At 35.5% G+C, this 17,434-nt stretch carries 17 protein-coding genes; 11 read left to right on the top strand and 6 right to left on the bottom strand.

Translation table 11 applies throughout. The features are described from left to right. The first annotated feature begins 5 nt into the window (after positions 1 to 5). Genes V7014_RS14015 through V7014_RS13995 form a run of 5 tightly spaced genes read left to right on the top strand, consistent with a single transcriptional unit; the run spans position 6 to position 4,651 of the window. Entirely contained in the window at positions 6 to 1,739 is a 1,734-nt protein-coding gene (locus tag V7014_RS14015) for a tail fiber protein (protein WP_335508068.1), read from the top strand. A 56-nt stretch (positions 1,740 to 1,795) separates the two neighbouring features. Then, the gene (locus tag V7014_RS14010) at positions 1,796 to 3,325 is read left to right on the top strand and encodes a phage tail protein (protein ID WP_335508089.1); all 1,530 of its coding nucleotides are present in this window, start codon (positions 1,796 to 1,798) and stop codon (positions 3,323 to 3,325) included. 16 nt (positions 3,326 to 3,341) lie between these two features. Next, positions 3,342 to 3,518: a hypothetical protein gene (locus tag V7014_RS14005; RefSeq protein WP_335508067.1), complete on the top strand. Its 177-nt coding sequence runs from the start codon at positions 3,342 to 3,344 to the stop codon at positions 3,516 to 3,518. Between the two features lie 40 nt (positions 3,519 to 3,558). Then, positions 3,559 to 3,954, top strand: a complete 396-nt coding sequence (locus V7014_RS14000; RefSeq protein ID WP_335508066.1) for a phage holin family protein — start codon at positions 3,559 to 3,561, stop codon at positions 3,952 to 3,954. Continuing rightward, entirely contained in the window at positions 3,929 to 4,651 is a 723-nt protein-coding gene (locus V7014_RS13995) for a M15 family metallopeptidase (protein ID WP_335508065.1), read from the top strand. Before V7014_RS14000 ends, V7014_RS13995 begins: the two co-directional genes overlap by 26 nt. Positions 4,652 to 4,769: 118 nt before the next feature. Here V7014_RS13995 and V7014_RS13990 read toward each other — a convergent pair whose 3' ends face one another. Both V7014_RS13990 and V7014_RS13985 read right to left on the bottom strand, forming a co-directional pair. Beyond that, positions 4,770 to 6,044, bottom strand: a complete 1,275-nt coding sequence (locus V7014_RS13990; RefSeq protein WP_335508064.1) for a DinB/UmuC family translesion DNA polymerase — start codon at positions 6,042 to 6,044, stop codon at positions 4,770 to 4,772. After that, complete coding sequence (locus V7014_RS13985) at positions 6,034 to 6,390, bottom strand: YolD-like family protein (RefSeq protein ID WP_335508063.1); 357 nt, start codon at positions 6,388 to 6,390, stop codon at positions 6,034 to 6,036. Before V7014_RS13985 ends, V7014_RS13990 begins: the two co-directional genes overlap by 11 nt. A 295-nt stretch (positions 6,391 to 6,685) precedes the next feature. Between V7014_RS13985 and V7014_RS13980 the strand changes: the two genes are divergently transcribed. Together V7014_RS13980 and V7014_RS13975 are read left to right on the top strand one after the other, a co-directional pair. Continuing rightward, complete coding sequence (locus tag V7014_RS13980) at positions 6,686 to 7,081, top strand: hypothetical protein (protein WP_335508062.1); 396 nt, start codon at positions 6,686 to 6,688, stop codon at positions 7,079 to 7,081. Positions 7,082 to 7,290: 209 nt separating this feature from the next. Then, positions 7,291 to 7,641, top strand: a complete 351-nt coding sequence (locus V7014_RS13975) for a helix-turn-helix domain-containing protein (protein WP_335508061.1) — start codon at positions 7,291 to 7,293, stop codon at positions 7,639 to 7,641. A gap of 591 nt (positions 7,642 to 8,232) precedes the next feature. On the opposite strand, the gene V7014_RS13970 is transcribed toward V7014_RS13975, so the two are convergent. The 4 genes from V7014_RS13970 to V7014_RS13955 all read right to left on the bottom strand — a co-directional run bounded on the left by V7014_RS13970 (position 8,233) and on the right by V7014_RS13955 (position 11,735). Further along, the gene (locus V7014_RS13970; protein ID WP_335508060.1) at positions 8,233 to 8,700 is read right to left on the bottom strand and encodes a DUF3888 domain-containing protein; all 468 of its coding nucleotides are present in this window, start codon (positions 8,698 to 8,700) and stop codon (positions 8,233 to 8,235) included. 118 nt (positions 8,701 to 8,818) lie between these two features. Beyond that, positions 8,819 to 9,652, bottom strand: coding sequence for a helix-turn-helix domain-containing protein (locus tag V7014_RS13965; protein WP_335508059.1), 834 nt, complete (start codon positions 9,650 to 9,652; stop codon positions 8,819 to 8,821). An 84-nt stretch (positions 9,653 to 9,736) separates the two neighbouring features. Continuing rightward, positions 9,737 to 11,116 carry a hypothetical protein gene (locus V7014_RS13960; protein WP_335508058.1) on the bottom strand — a complete coding sequence of 460 codons (1,380 nt, stop codon included), beginning with the start codon at positions 11,114 to 11,116 and terminating at the stop codon, positions 9,737 to 9,739. 103 nt (positions 11,117 to 11,219) lie between these two features. After that, positions 11,220 to 11,735 (bottom strand): antibiotic biosynthesis monooxygenase family protein, encoded by a 516-nt coding sequence (locus tag V7014_RS13955; RefSeq protein ID WP_335508057.1) that lies wholly within the window; start codon positions 11,733 to 11,735, stop codon positions 11,220 to 11,222. Between the two features lie 266 nt (positions 11,736 to 12,001). Between V7014_RS13955 and hemE the strand changes: the two genes are divergently transcribed. The 4 genes from hemE to V7014_RS13935 all read left to right on the top strand — a co-directional run bounded on the left by hemE (position 12,002) and on the right by V7014_RS13935 (position 17,215). Beyond that, complete coding sequence (gene hemE / locus V7014_RS13950; RefSeq protein ID WP_335508056.1) at positions 12,002 to 13,039, top strand: uroporphyrinogen decarboxylase; 1,038 nt, start codon at positions 12,002 to 12,004, stop codon at positions 13,037 to 13,039. 63 nt (positions 13,040 to 13,102) lie between these two features. Further along, positions 13,103 to 14,041, top strand: coding sequence for a ferrochelatase (hemH, locus tag V7014_RS13945; RefSeq protein ID WP_335508055.1), 939 nt, complete (start codon positions 13,103 to 13,105; stop codon positions 14,039 to 14,041). Positions 14,042 to 14,202: 161 nt separating this feature from the next. Then, entirely contained in the window at positions 14,203 to 14,784 is a 582-nt protein-coding gene (locus V7014_RS13940; RefSeq protein WP_335508054.1) for a TetR/AcrR family transcriptional regulator, read from the top strand. 67 nt (positions 14,785 to 14,851) lie between these two features. Beyond that, positions 14,852 to 17,215 (top strand): YhgE/Pip domain-containing protein, encoded by a 2,364-nt coding sequence (locus tag V7014_RS13935; protein ID WP_335508053.1) that lies wholly within the window; start codon positions 14,852 to 14,854, stop codon positions 17,213 to 17,215. The last annotated feature ends 219 nt before the right edge of the window (positions 17,216 to 17,434 follow it).

Below are 17,434 nucleotides of genomic sequence, written 5' to 3'. Positions count from 1 at the left end.
ATTGAATGACAGTCATGAGAACCATTGGGAATCACTTGAACAGAGGTTATCGAGATGATTTGAATTGGAATTTTGCAAAGTTAGAATCAATGGTTGCTGAAGCAGAAAACCTTACTGACCAAGTGAAACAAGAGTTACTAAAAGAAATAAAGGAATTGCGGATGCAGGTTGAAAGCTTTAACATAGACGAAATTCATGCTTTAATTCAGCAAATGAATCAAAAAATTGTAGAAGCGAAAACAGCTACATTATTAGCTACCGAAAAAGCAGCACTGGCAGATACATCGGCAACTAATGCTAATGAAAAAGCGATACTAGCTAACCAGAAAGCTCTTTATGCTGAAGAAAAAGGAGATTATGCAAATGAGAAAGCAATATTAGCGGACGAAGCTGCAACAAATGCCAACCTAGAAGTGTCCAATTTAGGTGAGTTAAAAATAAATGTGGTCAATGCTACACAGGAAGCAAATAAAGCAACGGACAAAGCTACAGAGGCAACGACAAAAGCGAATGAAGCTACACAGAATGCTACAGATTTAGTAAATGAGTTAACACCTATTTTGCCGAATGTAGAAGGCTTAGAAAACATCGGAAGCTATGATGCTACCACAGCGTATAAGAAAAATAATATTGTGGAGTATAACGGTTCATCGTTTCAAGCGTTGAAAGATACCACAGGAAACACACCACCAACCTTACCTATTAAATTAAATGAGTTTTGGGTTTTAGTGGCACAAAGAGGAATTGACGGTGAGGGTAGCGTTTCATCGGTAAATGGAAAGTCTCCGAATGTGGATGGGAATGTTGTTTTGGTTGCAGGAGATATTGGGGCCGAACCTAGGATTGAAAAGAATACAGCTTTTAATAAGGAATTTGGTAGTGAAGCTGGAACAGTTGCAGAAGGAAATCATAACCACACTCTATCTGGGTTATCAGAGAAAAGTTATAACTCCTTAGATGACACACCGACTATTCCAAGTAAAACCAGTGAATTAACAAATGACAGTGGGTTTATTACGGATGTAAGTAACAAAGTAGATTCAACAGATTTTGAGTCGCATAAGAACGAAAAAGCGACAACAACAAGTAAAGGTCATGTACAGTTATCAAACGACACGAACAGTGTTAGCGAAACAGAAGCACCTACCATGAAAGCTTTAAATGAGGTAAAGTTATTAGCCAATGACATTAAGAAAAAATGGGCGAATGTTGTTGGCAGTCCATTATTACCAAACGATACACAAGCCCAATTAATGAACAAAACGCAAACGATTAAGAATACGTTGGCGTCAAACCTTACTGCTAAAGGTGTTTCGGCGACTGGTACAGAAGGATTACAAGCGTTAGCTGGTAAAGTAGCCAACATTGAAAAAATAGGAAGCGTTTCTACTGGCTATGTTATAATAGGTGGTTTTAACGCATGGCGTGCAACTACTTCTACGACATTCCAATCTTATAAAGATTTCAACTCTAATTTATCAGGAAGCATTTATATACAAGTTAGGGCGTCAGTTCAGTATTCTTCTTACTACGGATATGTAGGGGTTCAAATAAATGGATACACAAGAGATGAACAATTGATAAATAGCATGGCAGAACAAGTTGTTGTGTTATCTACTTCTGTAGGAGTAGGAGATAGGGTTACGGTCGTATACAGAAGCGAAAACCCCGGCGGTAGCTGCTATGTAGGAGGTTTCGATATATCAGCTAACCACAATCCGTTATTCGAAGGCATGTAAACAGCACCCATTGAGGTGTATTTTTTATTTATAAAGAAGGTGATAACTTGCTTGTAGTGACTGACTTACAAGGAAATACAGAAGCCTTAACAGATGTACAAAATGTAGAAATTCAAGAGGTAATAAAAGAAGACTTTACAATCAGTTTTACTTCTTTTTTAACGGAGCGAAATTCTCATAGTTATCCATTACTTGAAAATGAATCAGTAGTGGAATACGACGGGCATGAATTTTGTGTGAAGAAGATGGATGAGGTACGAAATAGAAAGACTGTTATTGCACAACATATCTTTTTTGATTTAATAGATTCAAAAAAGGATGACATTTTTGGTGGAACAAGAACTGCAAACGAAGTATTCACATGGTTGCTAAGTGGAACGGGATGGACATTTGAAATAGTTGGTACTATTCAATCTACATTGTTGCCGAACTTCGGGAATAGTAACGTTCTAGCTTTAATTAGATCAGCATGTGATTCATTTGATTGCAGTATTAAGATTTGTCCTAATCGTCACTTAAAAGTAGGAAAACGTGTCGGTTTGGATAAAGATGAGCAATTCCGATATAAACATAATATAAAAACGTTAAAAAAATTAGTAGACACCACCAATCTTACAACTTGTGTCAAAGGTATTGGTGGGAATGGTTTAACGGTCATATATAAATCTCCTAATGCTTCCTTATATGGAGAGCGTTGGGGAGATGATATAGAAAATGAAAAAATTACAACATCAGAATCTATGATTGAGAGATTAAAACAAGAAATAAACGATGTTCCAGAAGTATCTATCGATATTGATGCTATAACTCTCGGCATGGATGTTGGAATAGATGATGGTATATGGACGATATACGAACCAATGGGAATTGAATTTTTAAGTTATGTTACATCTATAAAATCCTATCCATTTAGTAACAAACCAAGCGTGGTAACACTTTCTAATGTGAAACAGACATTAAGTGATATTCTTACTCAAACAAAGATTGAAATTGATGAAAATAAGAAAGAAACGCGTTCAAAGTTTGAACAAACGAATGACCGAATTACATTAGAGGTTGAACGTGTAGACGAATCTATCTCTAAGGTGGAATTAAAAGCAGATCAAATCGAATTATCTGTACAGCGTGTAGATGAACGTGTCGGAGATGCTGAAGCACAATTAGTTATTCAAGCTGACCAAATACAATCAAAAGTATCTCAAACAGATTATAACGGTGATACGATTTCCTCACTTATAAACCAAACAGCTTATAGCGTAGAAATCGAAGCTAGACGTATTGCGTTAAGAGGAGAAGTTACATCGGATAATATTCAGGTAGGTAATGAAATTAGACTTGGAGATAGTTCGTGGAATAGCTCAAAATCATTAATTTTCAACGATTCTACTTATTTATCAGCGAATGGTGATAGGTTAGATATATATGCCTCAAACTATGTAAACTTTTATGCCACGGTTGCGTTTCATGGTGGAGTTGATGGTGTTGTAGCAACACGAAGTGACCAAAGCGTGTCAGTGTCGTTTGACAGTGATTTATCTATGGATGTAACAGTTAATGGACGAACTGCAAGGTTTAAACCTGTATAGGGAGGAGGAGTTATTAATGAATGTTCAAATTTCATTACATGACGGAATAACAATAACTGCGAATATAGAAAACTACAATGCAGCAGAGCTTGCAACACAGCTGAACGATCCTAGGATTCTAGTAATCAATTTAGGTGATTTCATTATCAATAAAAATACAGTCAAGATGATTGCGCCAACAACACCACAATAGTAGGTGTATTTTTTATGGCCAAAATTAAGGGGGACATAACATGTTAGAACATCCATTATTAACTCTGTTACCTAAATATATTACGGTAATGATTCTGTTTTATTTGCTCTCAAAAGCTTTAGACTTTTCCACAGGACTTTTAAAAACATGGAAGAATGGCGGTTACAAATCAGCAACTATGCGTAACGGTATTATCCGTTGGGTCGGTGAGCTTCTCGCGATAACATTTGTATTGTCGTTAGACTATGCTCTTGGTCTTAATTATTATCTAACAGGCTTCACCTTAGCATTGTTTTTATACAAAGAAGCAGGAAGCATTTTAGAGAACTTAGGAGCTATTGGTGTAGAATTACCGTCCGTTGTAACTGAAAAAATCGAAGTGTTAAATAAAGAAGAAAGAGCTGAAAAAGATGACACTACAAACATTAATCGATAAATCTACAAAACGTATGGGTACTGTACACTCAGTTGTCCTGGCATCAGCCATTGAAATGATTAAGCGCGCACATAAAGAAGGAATTAACGTACTCGTTACCGATGGTTATCGTAGCATGGAAGAACAAGCTAGAATCTATGGTAAAGGTCGTCAATCATATTACTACAAAGGTAAAAACTACGGTGATCCAGATGAATCAATTGTATCAAACGCAAAGCCAGGTAGTTCAAATCACAATTACGGTTTGGCCATAGATTTTGTATTGTGTAACGATGATGCCAGTGAGGTTTACTATGAGGTAAACGCCAAATATAAACGTGTTGCAGCAATCGGTAAATCGCTTGGCTTTGCCTGGGGTGGAGATTGGAAAGGATTTAAGGATTACCCACACCTTGAAATGATGGGCGGTCTTACTCTAACTGATCTACAACGAGGTAAACGCCCAAAACTTAATATCAATTTTATTCCCGAATTAATCGATGATGAAACAGGAAAGGAAGATGAAGATATGAAATTCAATCCATCAAACGAAAGCATGAAACAATCTGTAGCAAGGATGCTACTACGATTATCAGAAAAGGAAAACGGCATCAGCAAAGAGCATCGTGAACAATTCTTAAAAGGTGAAATGACAGTGAGTGATGCTATTGCTCTTTTATACGTTGCACATGATCGTGGATTAATTGTTGGTAAATAAATGTATAAATTCAGCGAGACAAGACATAATATAAATGTTCTCTTGATTATCAGACCATGAGACAACTTAGTGCAAAGCCCGTCCGGTTGGATGGGCTTATTTTTTTGATTAATTATTATTATCCTTGATGTCCACCAACCAGCCCAGCACGTTTAAGTGCAGTGCCTCCATTAGCATAAGAAGATGCTTTCAATATAGCTGTTTTTCCAAACTTGTTTCTAATACTATCAATAGTTGCATCTAAAGCTTCTTCTTTTTGTATTTTCTCTGTATCTGAAAAAAGATTAAGCTGCATGTTCGTTTTAGATGAAATTTTCCCGACTGAAATACCAATTGAGCGTACAATATGTCCATTGAATCGATTACGAAAAATAGTAAGACAGACTTCTGTAATTCGACTGGTTAGATCAGTAGGTGTTTCTAGTTTCATTTGTTGTGAAAATCCTCTTCCAAACTCGTCTTTACTGAATCCCACAGATAGATGAACTACTTCACCAACAACCTTATGCTTCCGTAAGCGTGCTGCAACATCGTCAGCCATCTCACATATAACAGTTTCTATTTCATGCGCGTCTTTATAATCTCGTAATAGTATTTGGCTCTTACCATAGCTTTTTTCTCGTGGTTGAACTTTATCACTTATACGGCTAAAATCCACACCCCATGCATGATAATAGAGTTGTTCACCCATTACTCCAAGCCTTCTCTTCAATGATTTAACATCATATTTTGCAAGCCCAGACACCGTACAAATACCCATCCTATTCAATGTTCTTGCAGTTCGTGGTCCAATTCCCCACATATCCGTTAGGGTTTTAATTTTCCAAACAGTATTAGGAACATCTTCATAACTCCAATAAGCGATTCCACCAGGTCGTTTTTTCGCTTCATTATCGAGACAAAGTTTAGCAAGAAGGGGATTGTCTCCAATTCCGATTGTTGCACAAAGTCTTAATTCTCTTTCAATATCCTGTCTAATTTGTTTAGCTATTGTGAACTTGTCACCAAATAGTTTCCTAGATGCAGTTACATCAAGGAATGACTCATCAATTGAATAGATATGAAGGTCATCATTACTTACATACCGTCTGAAAATGTCCTGGATGATGCGATTAACATGCAAATAAAGTTTCATACTAGGCTCGGCTAAAATAATACGTGAGTCATTTGGAATTTCATAGAGACGATTACCTGTTTTAATCCCGAACTCTTTTTTTACGGCTGGTGAGGATGCTAATACAACAGATCCTAGTCGGTCTTTCTTTCCAATTACAACTAGAAAAGTAGTCAACGGATCTAAGTTACGCTTAATGCATTCCACTGATGCAAAAAATGCCTTCATATCGACACACAATATATCTCTGCGTGGTAACTTAGAAACATCAAATTCCATAGCTGTCAACCTCTGATATAGAACGGATTTCTGTAATAGGAATAAATTCACCTTTAATTCCCTCCGTGTCTTTTAAATATATACCTTTAAGAATTGCGTCATACTTCCAGACATATCCCGTAGAATGTTTTACTATCTCATAAGGGTTAAGATGGTTAGCGTACTCTATTCTGATAGATGTTTGATTTTGGTGAGATAGAAGTAACATTTCATTGAATAGTTCTAGAGATTGTTCATCTAAGAAGATGGGAGCTGTCTTTTTACGATTATGATAATTCATATCCTCGTTGTGCTCTGTTAACACAAACCCTTGCCACTTCATCATTCCACGGTCTCGATAAGCCATTCTAATCCATCCTTTTAATTTTTATCTTATGTTATTTTCTTGATAATTATACAAACGAGTGTTCTGTTCATAAGTAATTATAAGAACGTTCGTTCTCGTTTTCAAGAGGAATTATCTTTTTTTAGGTTTATTTCAGAACAAATGTTCCTATATAATGATGAAAAAGAACCGACTTATGTCAGTTCTAATCTTAACTATTGCTCGTTAAATATTTCAAACTAAGATATTTATCTTCTTTTTTCTCATATGAAAACATATATTATTAAAAAACCACCTAATATTAAAGGAGTTTTATATGAGAAAAAAAATTTTAATGATATTAACATCAGTATTAGCTATTGGTCTTGTGGTCTATGTAGGAAACAAGTTCACAACAAAAGAAACAAACATTGATAAAACTGTAGAAAATACAAGCTTTTCAAATGCTTATGCTAATAAAACTTTAGATGAAATGGAAAACAAAAAGGTAATAGATTTAATTTCAAAAGAATTAAAAAATAAAAACTATAAATCTACTGGAATAATCATGTATTCTCTTGGTGAAAATGATAAACAAAATGAAATGACTATACCTATTTCAAAAAATGAATATAAAGGTGAAAAAACTAAACAAGAAATAGACAATATAATTAATAAAATTTTACAAGAAAATGGTTTCAGTAAGTTTAAAGTTTCACTTATTCCAGAATAAATCTAATTTTGAATTTCTAAATAAACAGTATCTCCAATTATGATTTATTACATTGACAGACATGGTAATGTAACAAGACGTATTATCACGGTGATAGCGATGAACAAAACATCTATCAAGGCTTTTTGTCATTTAAGGAAAGCTGAACGTATATTTAAGATTGATAATATCCTTTCATCAGGACCAATCGGAAAGAGAAATGTTTCTTAATGCAATTTAAACTAACAAAGAGAAATGAGATGACACCATTGAAACCTTTAGGAAAAAGACAACAAGAGATTTTAGGGTTTATTGAGGAATACACTAATCATCATGGATTTCCACCAACTGTACGAGAGATTGCGGATGGAACGGGATTAGCATCTTCATCGACAGTACAAGAGCATTTACGTAAACTAACAAATAAAGGTTTTCTTAGACGAGATCCAAATAAACCACGAGCGATTGAATTACTTATGGGTGAGGAAAGAAAGCTAGTCGTTAGTGATTTAACTAACGATGACAGGAATAAATTATTTATGGAATTAGTGAAGCGTGGATTTAGTGTGAAGATAAAATAAGTAATTATAGACCCAATCTATTATTAAGAATTACGGTATAGTATAGTATGTGAATTTGAAAATAATGTATAATTTTATTAAAAAGAGTGGTGATTAGGTGACTAAGTTTGTGATATTTGGAATTGTTGTTTTTACTATATTATGCTTTTACTTCACTCTGACATTTTTTGAATATTTACGTACAAATGATGAACGGATAATTAAACAATCAAAACTAGGAGCTGTAGCTTGTATTACTCTGGTATTAGGATTGTTGGTTTTATTACTATTTTAGTTAAAATTTTTACATTTATTCCCATTTTAGAGTATGATGTGAATAAGGGGTAACAATACCTCTTACTATTCTCTTATTTAAATTTATTATTAAAAGGGAGATACTAGCTATGAGTTAGTATACCCAACGCTTAGCCCATAAGTTCGTCTTCCAGGACGGAATGCTTATGGGATTTTCTTTTGTATTTACAGTAAATCATACCTAGCTTTACAATTAAGTTGTTGCTATCTCCAAATTTATAGCATACAGTTTTACCACTATTCAGCCACCAGGTAGCTATACTACTTAGGGCTATTTTGTTTCCTAAAGGGATATAATTATAGATTTTTATACTCACTTGTCTTAGTATCGTGATGGTGCGTATAGTTCATCAATACAATATCTACACCTTCTAAACTTGTTCTATTTATTTCAGAATGGCCAAAATATGTTTTAGTATCGATTTTAAATGTGGCGGAGTCAATTCCCCACACTGTTTCACCTTTACTTGGATCTATGGTTTTAAGAGTTAGTTCTACTTCATACCATCGTTTTGATTCTTTACCAGTATGGTCAACTATTAAAGAGATTTTACGAACTCTTCCTACTGAGAAAGTAGTCTTATCTCCACATTCATCTCGAACAGCTTTAAGAATATACGGACTTAACATATCGATGAATATGTCTTGTGAAGTAGCATATATTTCTTTTTTTACTTTGTAGTTCGAAGGTTTTTCGGCACATACATTAGTAAAAGGAATAAAAAAGATAAACGCAACCAATAAAATATTAATTCTAATCTTCATAAATTCACCTCACTCTTACTTTCTCACGCCCTGACTGTAAATATACATATTGCCTAGTGTAAGCCTTATTACACTAACCAGCACTTTATTAGAATAGGAACTATAAGAGGTAGTATCTTTATTCTTCCAACCAGTTATAAATACCATTTCCTTTACGTGCTAATTCAGCAGCAGTATTTCTCCATGCACCGTAAATGTAGCCCACAACATCATTTCTATTACGTTTTTTCTTCACGTTTAAAATAGCTTCTTTGAATGATTTAACAAAGCTGTCCACATAATCCAGAGCATCTACCTTTGATTTCCTAGCAGCTAATTTCAAACGACTCCATAAACGATAAATGTCTGTAGCATCATTAAAGAAAGGTCTTACAGTATCAATAAATAATTTTGGTACGTTTGATGAAACATACGTGTAGTCATAAAATTCGATTGTGTTATTCACATTGTTATCCACACTATTTTCGCTAATAGCAGATACTTCTACCTTACGTATGTTTTTAATCTTTTGTTTTAAAGTAGTAGTTGTTTTAATGGTCGGACACTTTCCACTCTTTTTAGAAGGGGTCTTGTCGGACACTTCATTCATTGGAAGAATTTGAATAGCATTAGCCGTTTGTCTCATATCTTTATTTCGTTTCATTGCTACCTGACGGATCATGCCTAAGTCTTCTAATTTCTTCATTAATCTTTGTACAGTCTTATAAGAAACTTCTAGCTTGTCTGCAATCGTATTTTTATACATGTAGCTCACGCCTAAATTCTTGCAGCTATGACGTTTTAAAAGCTCAAGTAATGTAATTAGTCTAGCTTGTACATCTAAACGCTTAACAGACGTGCTAATAACGTCTCTATATGATCTAACTGTTTTATTTAGTTCTTCTAATTCAGTAAATGATGATAAGTTTTTATATGCTGTTTCTCCAGCTATTACATCTATACGCTTCTTCATGAATACTCGTCTCCTTGTGGAAACAAAAAAGCAATGCTGCCTGATAGCAAACATTGCTTAAGAAACGTACATCATGTAAAATTATCACATGAGTACAGCAAGTGTTTGCCTATCGAGAGTAGGCGGACGGTATAAGGATGTTCCAGCATCACTTATACACGTTGTGCTCTTTTGTTTTATATTCATGTCTTTTATGGGCGGAAGTGTTCCGCCTCCAACCCATATAGCTGCAATTTGTCCTAAAGCTGTTAGTGTTGCAATACCTGAAGATAAAGATTCGGCGAAAAGATGTGCTACAGACCCAGCAAGAGATATTCCGGAAAATCCTGACCCATCTAGTCCAGTGATACCACCTACAATTGTTAATGTTACAGCGGCGATTTCTTTCGTTAAAGGAACGGTCCCAGCAAGAGCTGTACCTAAATCATTTACAATACCGTGAGAAGCTTGTGGTAAATACTCACCAATGATTTTGGTGAAGCCTGCATCACCTAAATAAAAGAAAGCTGCGATTGGAATGACAGGTCCGAATACTTTAAATCCAAATTGGAAGCCATCAATTAAATATTGTGTGGTTTTCTCAAGTCCTTTGTTTCGATGAGCCACCATGGTAAGAAGAATAAGAATAAAGATAGCAGTTCCTCCGATTAATGCTGTTGCATCTCCACCTTGAAGGTCAAGAACAAACATGCCAACTACATCTAACGCGAATAAAAACGGAATGAGAAAGGCAAACCATTTCTTTTGAGTGTTGGTTAGGAGTGTTTGCTTTGGAGTGGGAGTGTTGATGTGGGTCATGCTCATATTAGAAGTAAATTTATTTCTTTTCATATCTCGTCTAAGGAACCAAAAGGCTGTGATGGTTGTGACGAGTCCCATTGTTATAACAAGTGGAATACTGGCAGAAATAACATCTCCAACAGGAATGCCAGCTGCATCACCGGTCAGCTTTGGCGCTGCTTGGATGATGAAATCGCCAGATAATGCAATGCCATGTCCGAATAAATTCATCGCAATAGCCGCTCCTAGTGCGGGCAAACCTACCCGAATGGCTACTGGGAGAAGAACCGCTCCAATTAGTGCAACACCAGGTGAGGGCCAGAAGAACCAAGAGGTAACCATCATGACAATCCCAATTGTCCAAAAGCTAAGTGCTGGGGTTTTCATGAATTTTGTGAAAGGTGCAACCATTACATCGTTAATCCCCGTATCTGTTAAGACTTTGCTCATGGACACAATAATTGAAATAATTAAGATCGTTGGTAGCAATTCTGAAATGGCGTAAATAAAACTATTAAAAACACCACTTATCGAGCTCGTCAAGTTATTCGTTGCTAAAACAGCAATCGTGAAAATACCTATAATACAGATGAGAGATGTATCTCTTCTCATCACCATAAGCGTAATAATCCCAATAATGAAAGCAACGTAAACCCAGTGTATGAGTGTTAGTTCAACTCCCATAAAAAAACCTCCCTTATTCTGAAGTTAGGCGAGTGCCCGAATTTCTAATACAGAATATGAGGGAGATTTTTTTTTGGTGCTAGGAACCATAAAGCTATACTGTTTAATCTTCTTTGAAAGTAGGAACAAAATATTTCGATACAAATGCTTCCCCAGAGAAAATTTTTTGTGAACTGTTTGAATAAGCTTTACTTGATTTTTGACTATGTGCATCTTTGAATGATTTTGATGATTGCCAAGCATTGAATGCGCTTTCGTTCTGCCATTGTGTTAGAATTATATAGGTTTCAGAGCCAATAGGTCTTAAGATTCGAATGGCTTGAAATCCTGGCTGATTTTCCACTTTACCTGCGCGATTTTTGAACATATGCTCAAAAACAGGACGGCTTTCCTCAGCTACTGGTATGTTGTTCATAACAATGAAACCTTCTTGTTCTAAGTCGCCCATTCCATCAACGATTTCATATTTTCGTGGATGTTTAAAAAGTGTAGTATCATTCGCTTCTTGTAATAAAAGCGTTTTATCTGCATTGTGTAAAAGAATCAGTTTTTCATTACTATTTTGTAACTTAACTTGACGTAAATATTCGAAGGTACCTGATGTAATATAAATATTCATTTGATTCACTCCTTAAAAAATTTCAATTCTTATTAATGATAGAGTGTAATGCTGGAAAAAAAGGTATTTTTTCGACAATTAACTACATCATCTATACAATCGAGGTTGAAAAGGATATATTGAAATCATATGCCCTAAAAAAGGGTGTTACATAAATCTATGTACATTATACTAAATGATTTCAGACAAAAAAGACATATGAGCTATAGAGTTATACGATTGATATACAAAAATAGAAATATCACAGTTCGAAAGGTGGATGTAAGATGGTTAAGGATTTTAACGATACATTTTTAAAAGCTGCAAGAGGCGAACAAACAGATTATGTGCCAGCATGGTTTATGAGACAGGCAGGCCGCTCACAACCTGAATACCGCAAAATTAAAGAGAAATATTCTTTATTTGAAATTACACATCAACCTGAACTCTGTGCTTATGTAACAAGACTTCCAGTGGAACAATATAATGTCGATGCTGCAATTCTCTATAAAGATATTATGTCTCCACTTCCCGCGATAGGAGTAGATGTAGAGATAAAATCTGGGATTGGTCCAGTAATTTCTAATCGCATTACTTCACTTGCAGATGTTGAGAAACTTGGAGAAATCACACCTGAAGAAGATGTTCCTTACGTGCTCGATACGATTAAATTATTAACAGAGGAACAATTGAATGTTCCGCTTATTGGATTTGCCGGAGCACCGTTCACGCTAGCTTCTTATATGATTGAAGGTGGTCCTTCTAAAAATTATAACAAAACAAAAGCTTTTATGTATGCTGAACCAAAAGCATGGTTTGCACTGATGGATAAGCTGGCTGAAATGACAATTACGTATGTAAAAGCACAAATAAAAGCGGGTGCAAAAGCTATTCAAATCTTTGATTCATGGGTAGGTGCTTTAAATGTAGCAGATTATCGCATATTTATTAAGCCGACGATGAATCGTATTTTTACCAGCTTAAAAGAAGAAAATGTACCTTTAATTATGTTCGGTGTAGGTGCTAGTCATCTAGCTTTAGAATGGCATGATCTTCCGCTAGATGTTGTGGGCTTAGATTGGAGAATGCCTATTTCAGAAGCGCGCGTGATGGGAATCACAAAGGCCGTACAAGGAAACCTAGACCCTGCTATATTACTAGCTCCTTGGGAAGTAATTGAAGAAAGAGCGAAGGCTATTCTTGATCAAGGTATGGAACAACCTGGTTATATTTTTAACTTAGGACATGGCGTATTCCCAGAAGTGAACCCGGACACATTGAAGAAATTAACGGAATTCATTCATACTTATTCAGCATCGAAATAAATAATTGACAAATCATAATACAAAATGACAGTAACCATTATTAACGAAGGTGGATGAATAGCAGTGAAGAAGAAAATTGGCTTATTAGTTATGGCTTATGGAACTCCATATCGAGAAGATGATATAGAGCGTTATTATACGCATATTAGAAGAGGACGAAAACCTTCTGATGAAATGTTACAAGATTTAAAGGACCGGTATGAGGCAATTGGTGGTATTTCTCCGCTAGCAGCAATTACAGAGGAACAAGCAAAAGCGTTAGAGCAAAGATTGAATACTATTCAAGATGAAGTGGAATTTATATCTTATCTTGGATTAAAACATATAGAACCTTTTGTTGAAGATGCTGTTACACAAATGAAGGAGGATGGCATTGAAGAAGCGGTAAGTATTGTTCTAGCGCCGCATTTCTCTACATTTAGCGTGAAATCTTATAATGGTCGTGCTTTAGAACAAGCGGCAAAGATCGGTGGACCGCACATCACATGTGTAGAAAGCTGGTATGATGAGCCGAAGTTTATAAATTATTGGGTAGATCGTGTACAAGAAACGGTTCAGTCAATGAGTGAAGAAGAACGTAATAATATGGTAATGATTGTGTCAGCTCATAGTTTGCCTGAAAAGATCCTTTTACATCAAGACCCATATCCTGAACAAATACGAAAAACAGGAGAGTTAATCGCACAAGGAGCAAATATTGCCAATTGGGAAATGGGTTGGCAAAGTGCAGGTAATACTCCTGAGCCTTGGCTGGGCCCTGATGTGCAGGATTTAACTCAAAATTTATATGATGAACATGGTTATAAAGCTTTCATGTATTTACCTGTAGGATTTGTATCGGAACATTTGGAAGTTCTTTATGACAATGATTATGAATGTAAAGTAGTGACAGAAAGATGTAACACCTCTTATTATCGTCCACCAATGCCAAATGCACATGAAGATTTCATTGATGCAATGGCGACTGTTGTATTAAGAGAACATGCGAAAATAAATGAATGATTCATAAAGCTACCTGTATATAATAAGGGTAGCTTTTTTATGATTTAAATAAAAAATGTTTTACAATTAAAAATAGATGTGATATATTGCTATTTGTACATTGTGACCGTATTAGTCATTTGGTCATTTTGTGCTACATAAGGAAATGTAGAGGTGATTGAATGGCCATTGATCGCAAGCAACTTATCGTAGATGCAGCGACAAAATCATTTTCACTATTTGGTTATAAAGCTACAACAATGGATCAAGTTGCTAAACTAGCAAACGTTGGAAAAGGAACGATTTATAACTTTTTCACAAATAAAGAACAACTTTTTCAAGAAATCGTTCATTCGCTTATTCTAGAGATTAAACGTGCGGCAGAGAATAGTATTAAAGATGATAAAAGTTTTCACGAAAACTTGCATTCAGCACTTAATGAAATTCTTGAATATCGCACGAAGCATCAATTTATGATGAAGCTGTTTGAAGAAGAGCGAGAAATGGGAACGCCAGCTGTAGCTGAAATGGTAAATCAAATAGAATTAGCCATTGTCGCACACATTAAAGAAAAAGTAGATCTCGCCGTCAGTAAAGGAGAAATAACAGTCTATAATTCTGAGGTGTCTTCTTTCTTAATGTATAAGATGTACAAAGCATTGATTTTTGATTGGGAAAAAAATCATGAATCATTAGAGAAAGAAGAAATTGCTAAATTATTTCAGCATTTCATCCTTAAAGGATTATCAATTCAAATTCATTGATAGTCCTCATTTTTAACACTAAAATGACCAAGTGAACAAAACGGTCAGTTATTCACGGAGGGGAACTATGAAAGGTAAATCATTTTTGGGGGAATGGAAGTCGATTTTTACAAATAAAGCACTTCTCATTCCTATAATTGGTGTAATGTTAATACCAATTTTATATGCAGGTATGTTTCTATGGGCATTCTGGGACCCATACGATAAATTAGAGGATCTACCAGTTGCTATTGTTAACGAAGATCAAGGCGCGACTTTCGAAGGGGAACATCTTGAAATAGGAGATGAGTTGGTAAAGAATTTAAAGAAAGATAAGACATTTAACTTTATCTTTGTTGACAAAGAAGAAGGATATAAGAACTTGAAAAATCAAGATTATTATATGCTTGTTGAAATTCCAAAAGATTTCTCGAAAAATGCAACGACGATTCTTGATGATAATCCGAAGAAGCTTGAATTGAAGTATGTTCCAAATGAAGGTTATAACTTCTTATCAGCACAAATCGGTGAAACGGCTATTGAAAAAATTAAAGCAGGCGTTTCAGAAAACATTATTAAAACATATTCAGACACTATTTTCGTCGCAATGGAAAAGATGTCTGATGGTTATAAAGATGCAAGTGATAAAGCAGGCGAATTGAATGATGGTGCTTCAAAAGTAAGTGATGGGAATAAAGCGATGAAGGAATCGCTTGCTACACTTGCTGCTAGTCAAATTCAGTTCAAAAGCGGTTATGACACATTGTATGAAAATATCGGAAAAGCAAGCGATGGATCTCAAAGAGTTGCTAGTGGTATAGGTCAGTTGAATGGTAAGTTTGGAGAATTACAAACAGGTGGATCAGATATAAAAGCTGGTATTGATACGCTTACCCCTGGAAGCAAAGAACTAAGTGCAGAGATGAATAAGGCTTATACGGGTACGAATGAGATGGTAAATGGAGCTAAAAACCTTCAAGCTGGTTCAGCAAAAATTACAAGTGGTTTAGCAGATTTGAATCAGAATATACCTGAATTAGCAGAAGGGGCTCAGTCTGTTTCAGCAGGAGCAAAAAGTATATCAGAAAATGTAAATAAACTATCAAATGGTGTAGGCACTGTAGCAGAGGGAGAAAAGAATTTACAAGATGGCTTACAGCAATTACAAAGTAATTTATCAGCGCTTCCACCAGAGGTACAACAGCAGCTATCAGGTGCTGTGTCTCAACTTGTTAAAGGTAGTCAACAAGTATCAGCCGGTAGCCAAGAAGTTGTGGCAAGTAGTAAATCATTAGCAGCAGTTAGTAATCAAGTAGCTAATGGAAGTACAGTATTAGCTAATAATGTTAATGCAGCTAAATCAGGTGCAAATGACTTATATGCAGGTTCAAAAGAAGTGACGAATGGTCTTAATAACCTTAGTAGTAAGGTAACAGAGTTACACCAAGGTTTAGGTAAATTAAATAGTGGAGCTGGAACATTAGCAAACGGTCTAAATGATCTACAAGTTGGTCAAAATAAATTAGTAGCAGGTATGAACCAATACGGCGTTAAGAATAGTGAAGCTGCTAAAGGTGCACAAGATTTAAATCTTGGCTTACAAGCACTTTCAGGCGGTGCTAGCCAATTAGCTGATGGCTCAAACCAATTAGCAGATGGAACAAGTAAAATATCTGCGGGTGCTAACGAATTAGCAGACGGTGCCGGAAAAGTTCAAGAAGGTACAGAACAATTCAAAACAGAGCTAGGCGGTGCAGCGGATGATAGCTCGAAATTGCATACAACAGAGAAAACATCTGATATGATGTCACAACCATTGGCTGTTGATAAAGAAATAATGGATCATGTTCCTAACTATGGTACAGGATTCGCACCATACTTCTTATCGCTTGGATTGTTTGTTGGAGCGTTGATGCTTTCAATTCTATATCCTATGGTTGAACCAGCTGTTATTCCGAAAAATGCATTTAGTTGGTTTGCAAGTAAGTTTGGTGTGTTGGCGATTATTGGTATCATTCAAGCATTAATTGCTGCAGCTATCTTGTTGTTAGGATTAAAAATCGAAGTGCAAAGCGTTCCGTTATTCCTTCTATTTAGTATTATAACAAGCTTAGTGTTCATTACACTCATACAGTTCTTTGTTACATGCTTTGGAAATCCAGGACGTTTCATGGCGATTATTATCTTAATTCTTCAATTAACAACAAGTGCAGGAACATTCCCACTTGAGTTAATTCCAACTCCATTACAGTTCTTTAACGCTTTCTTACCGATGACATATACAGTGTCAGGATTTAAAGCGGTAATTACTAGTGGGGACTTTAGCTACATGTGGTCAAATGCAGCAATACTTGGCGGATTTATCGTCTTGTTCTTACTTGGAACATTATCTTACTTTGGATTGAAGTTTAAAAAATCATATAGTAAGTTTTCAACAGAAGAAACAGCATAACATGAAGAGAAGCAGTCGCATTGTGCGGCTGCTTTTTCTGTTTAATCACAAAAAAATACCAGTCGCTATCACAAAGCGGCTGGTTCACTATTTCTTAGAGATAGTCAAGGGATATCTCTAAATTGTATGTACGAGTTAGGGGTGTACATACAAAAGCAAAGAGGGAGTATGAGTCAGAAATCTGACATCACAATATGGTAGCAAAATACTATTTATAGT

It is taken from the genome of Bacillus sp. JJ722, assembly GCF_036963345.1.
GTDB lineage: Bacteria > Bacillota > Bacilli > Bacillales > DSM-1321 > Bacillus_AD.
The sequence above is the reverse complement of the archived record's forward strand: the minus strand, read 5'-3'. Positions and strand labels throughout refer to the sequence as shown.

Coding starts and splice junctions, on each gene's coding strand:
- V7014_RS13960 (WP_335508058.1), bottom strand. CDS start 11,116: ATGGGAGTTGAACTAACACTCATACACTGGGTTTACGTTGCTTTCATT.
- V7014_RS13940 (WP_335508054.1), top strand. CDS start 14,203: ATGGCCATTGATCGCAAGCAACTTATCGTAGATGCAGCGACAAAATCA.
- V7014_RS13935 (WP_335508053.1), top strand. CDS start 14,852: ATGAAAGGTAAATCATTTTTGGGGGAATGGAAGTCGATTTTTACAAAT.
- V7014_RS13975 (WP_335508061.1), top strand. CDS start 7,291: ATGCAATTTAAACTAACAAAGAGAAATGAGATGACACCATTGAAACCT.
- V7014_RS13955 (WP_335508057.1), bottom strand. CDS start 11,735: ATGAATATTTATATTACATCAGGTACCTTCGAATATTTACGTCAAGTT.
- V7014_RS13985 (WP_335508063.1), bottom strand. CDS start 6,390: ATGGCTTATCGAGACCGTGGAATGATGAAGTGGCAAGGGTTTGTGTTA.
- V7014_RS14005 (WP_335508067.1), top strand. CDS start 3,342: ATGAATGTTCAAATTTCATTACATGACGGAATAACAATAACTGCGAAT.
- V7014_RS14015 (WP_335508068.1), top strand. CDS start 6: ATGACAGTCATGAGAACCATTGGGAATCACTTGAACAGAGGTTATCGA.
- V7014_RS13980 (WP_335508062.1), top strand. CDS start 6,686: ATGAGAAAAAAAATTTTAATGATATTAACATCAGTATTAGCTATTGGT.
- hemE (WP_335508056.1), top strand. CDS start 12,002: ATGGTTAAGGATTTTAACGATACATTTTTAAAAGCTGCAAGAGGCGAA.
- V7014_RS13965 (WP_335508059.1), bottom strand. CDS start 9,652: ATGAAGAAGCGTATAGATGTAATAGCTGGAGAAACAGCATATAAAAAC.
- V7014_RS14000 (WP_335508066.1), top strand. CDS start 3,559: ATGTTAGAACATCCATTATTAACTCTGTTACCTAAATATATTACGGTA.
- V7014_RS13995 (WP_335508065.1), top strand. CDS start 3,929: ATGACACTACAAACATTAATCGATAAATCTACAAAACGTATGGGTACT.
- V7014_RS13970 (WP_335508060.1), bottom strand. CDS start 8,700: ATGAAGATTAGAATTAATATTTTATTGGTTGCGTTTATCTTTTTTATT.
- V7014_RS13990 (WP_335508064.1), bottom strand. CDS start 6,044: ATGGAATTTGATGTTTCTAAGTTACCACGCAGAGATATATTGTGTGTC.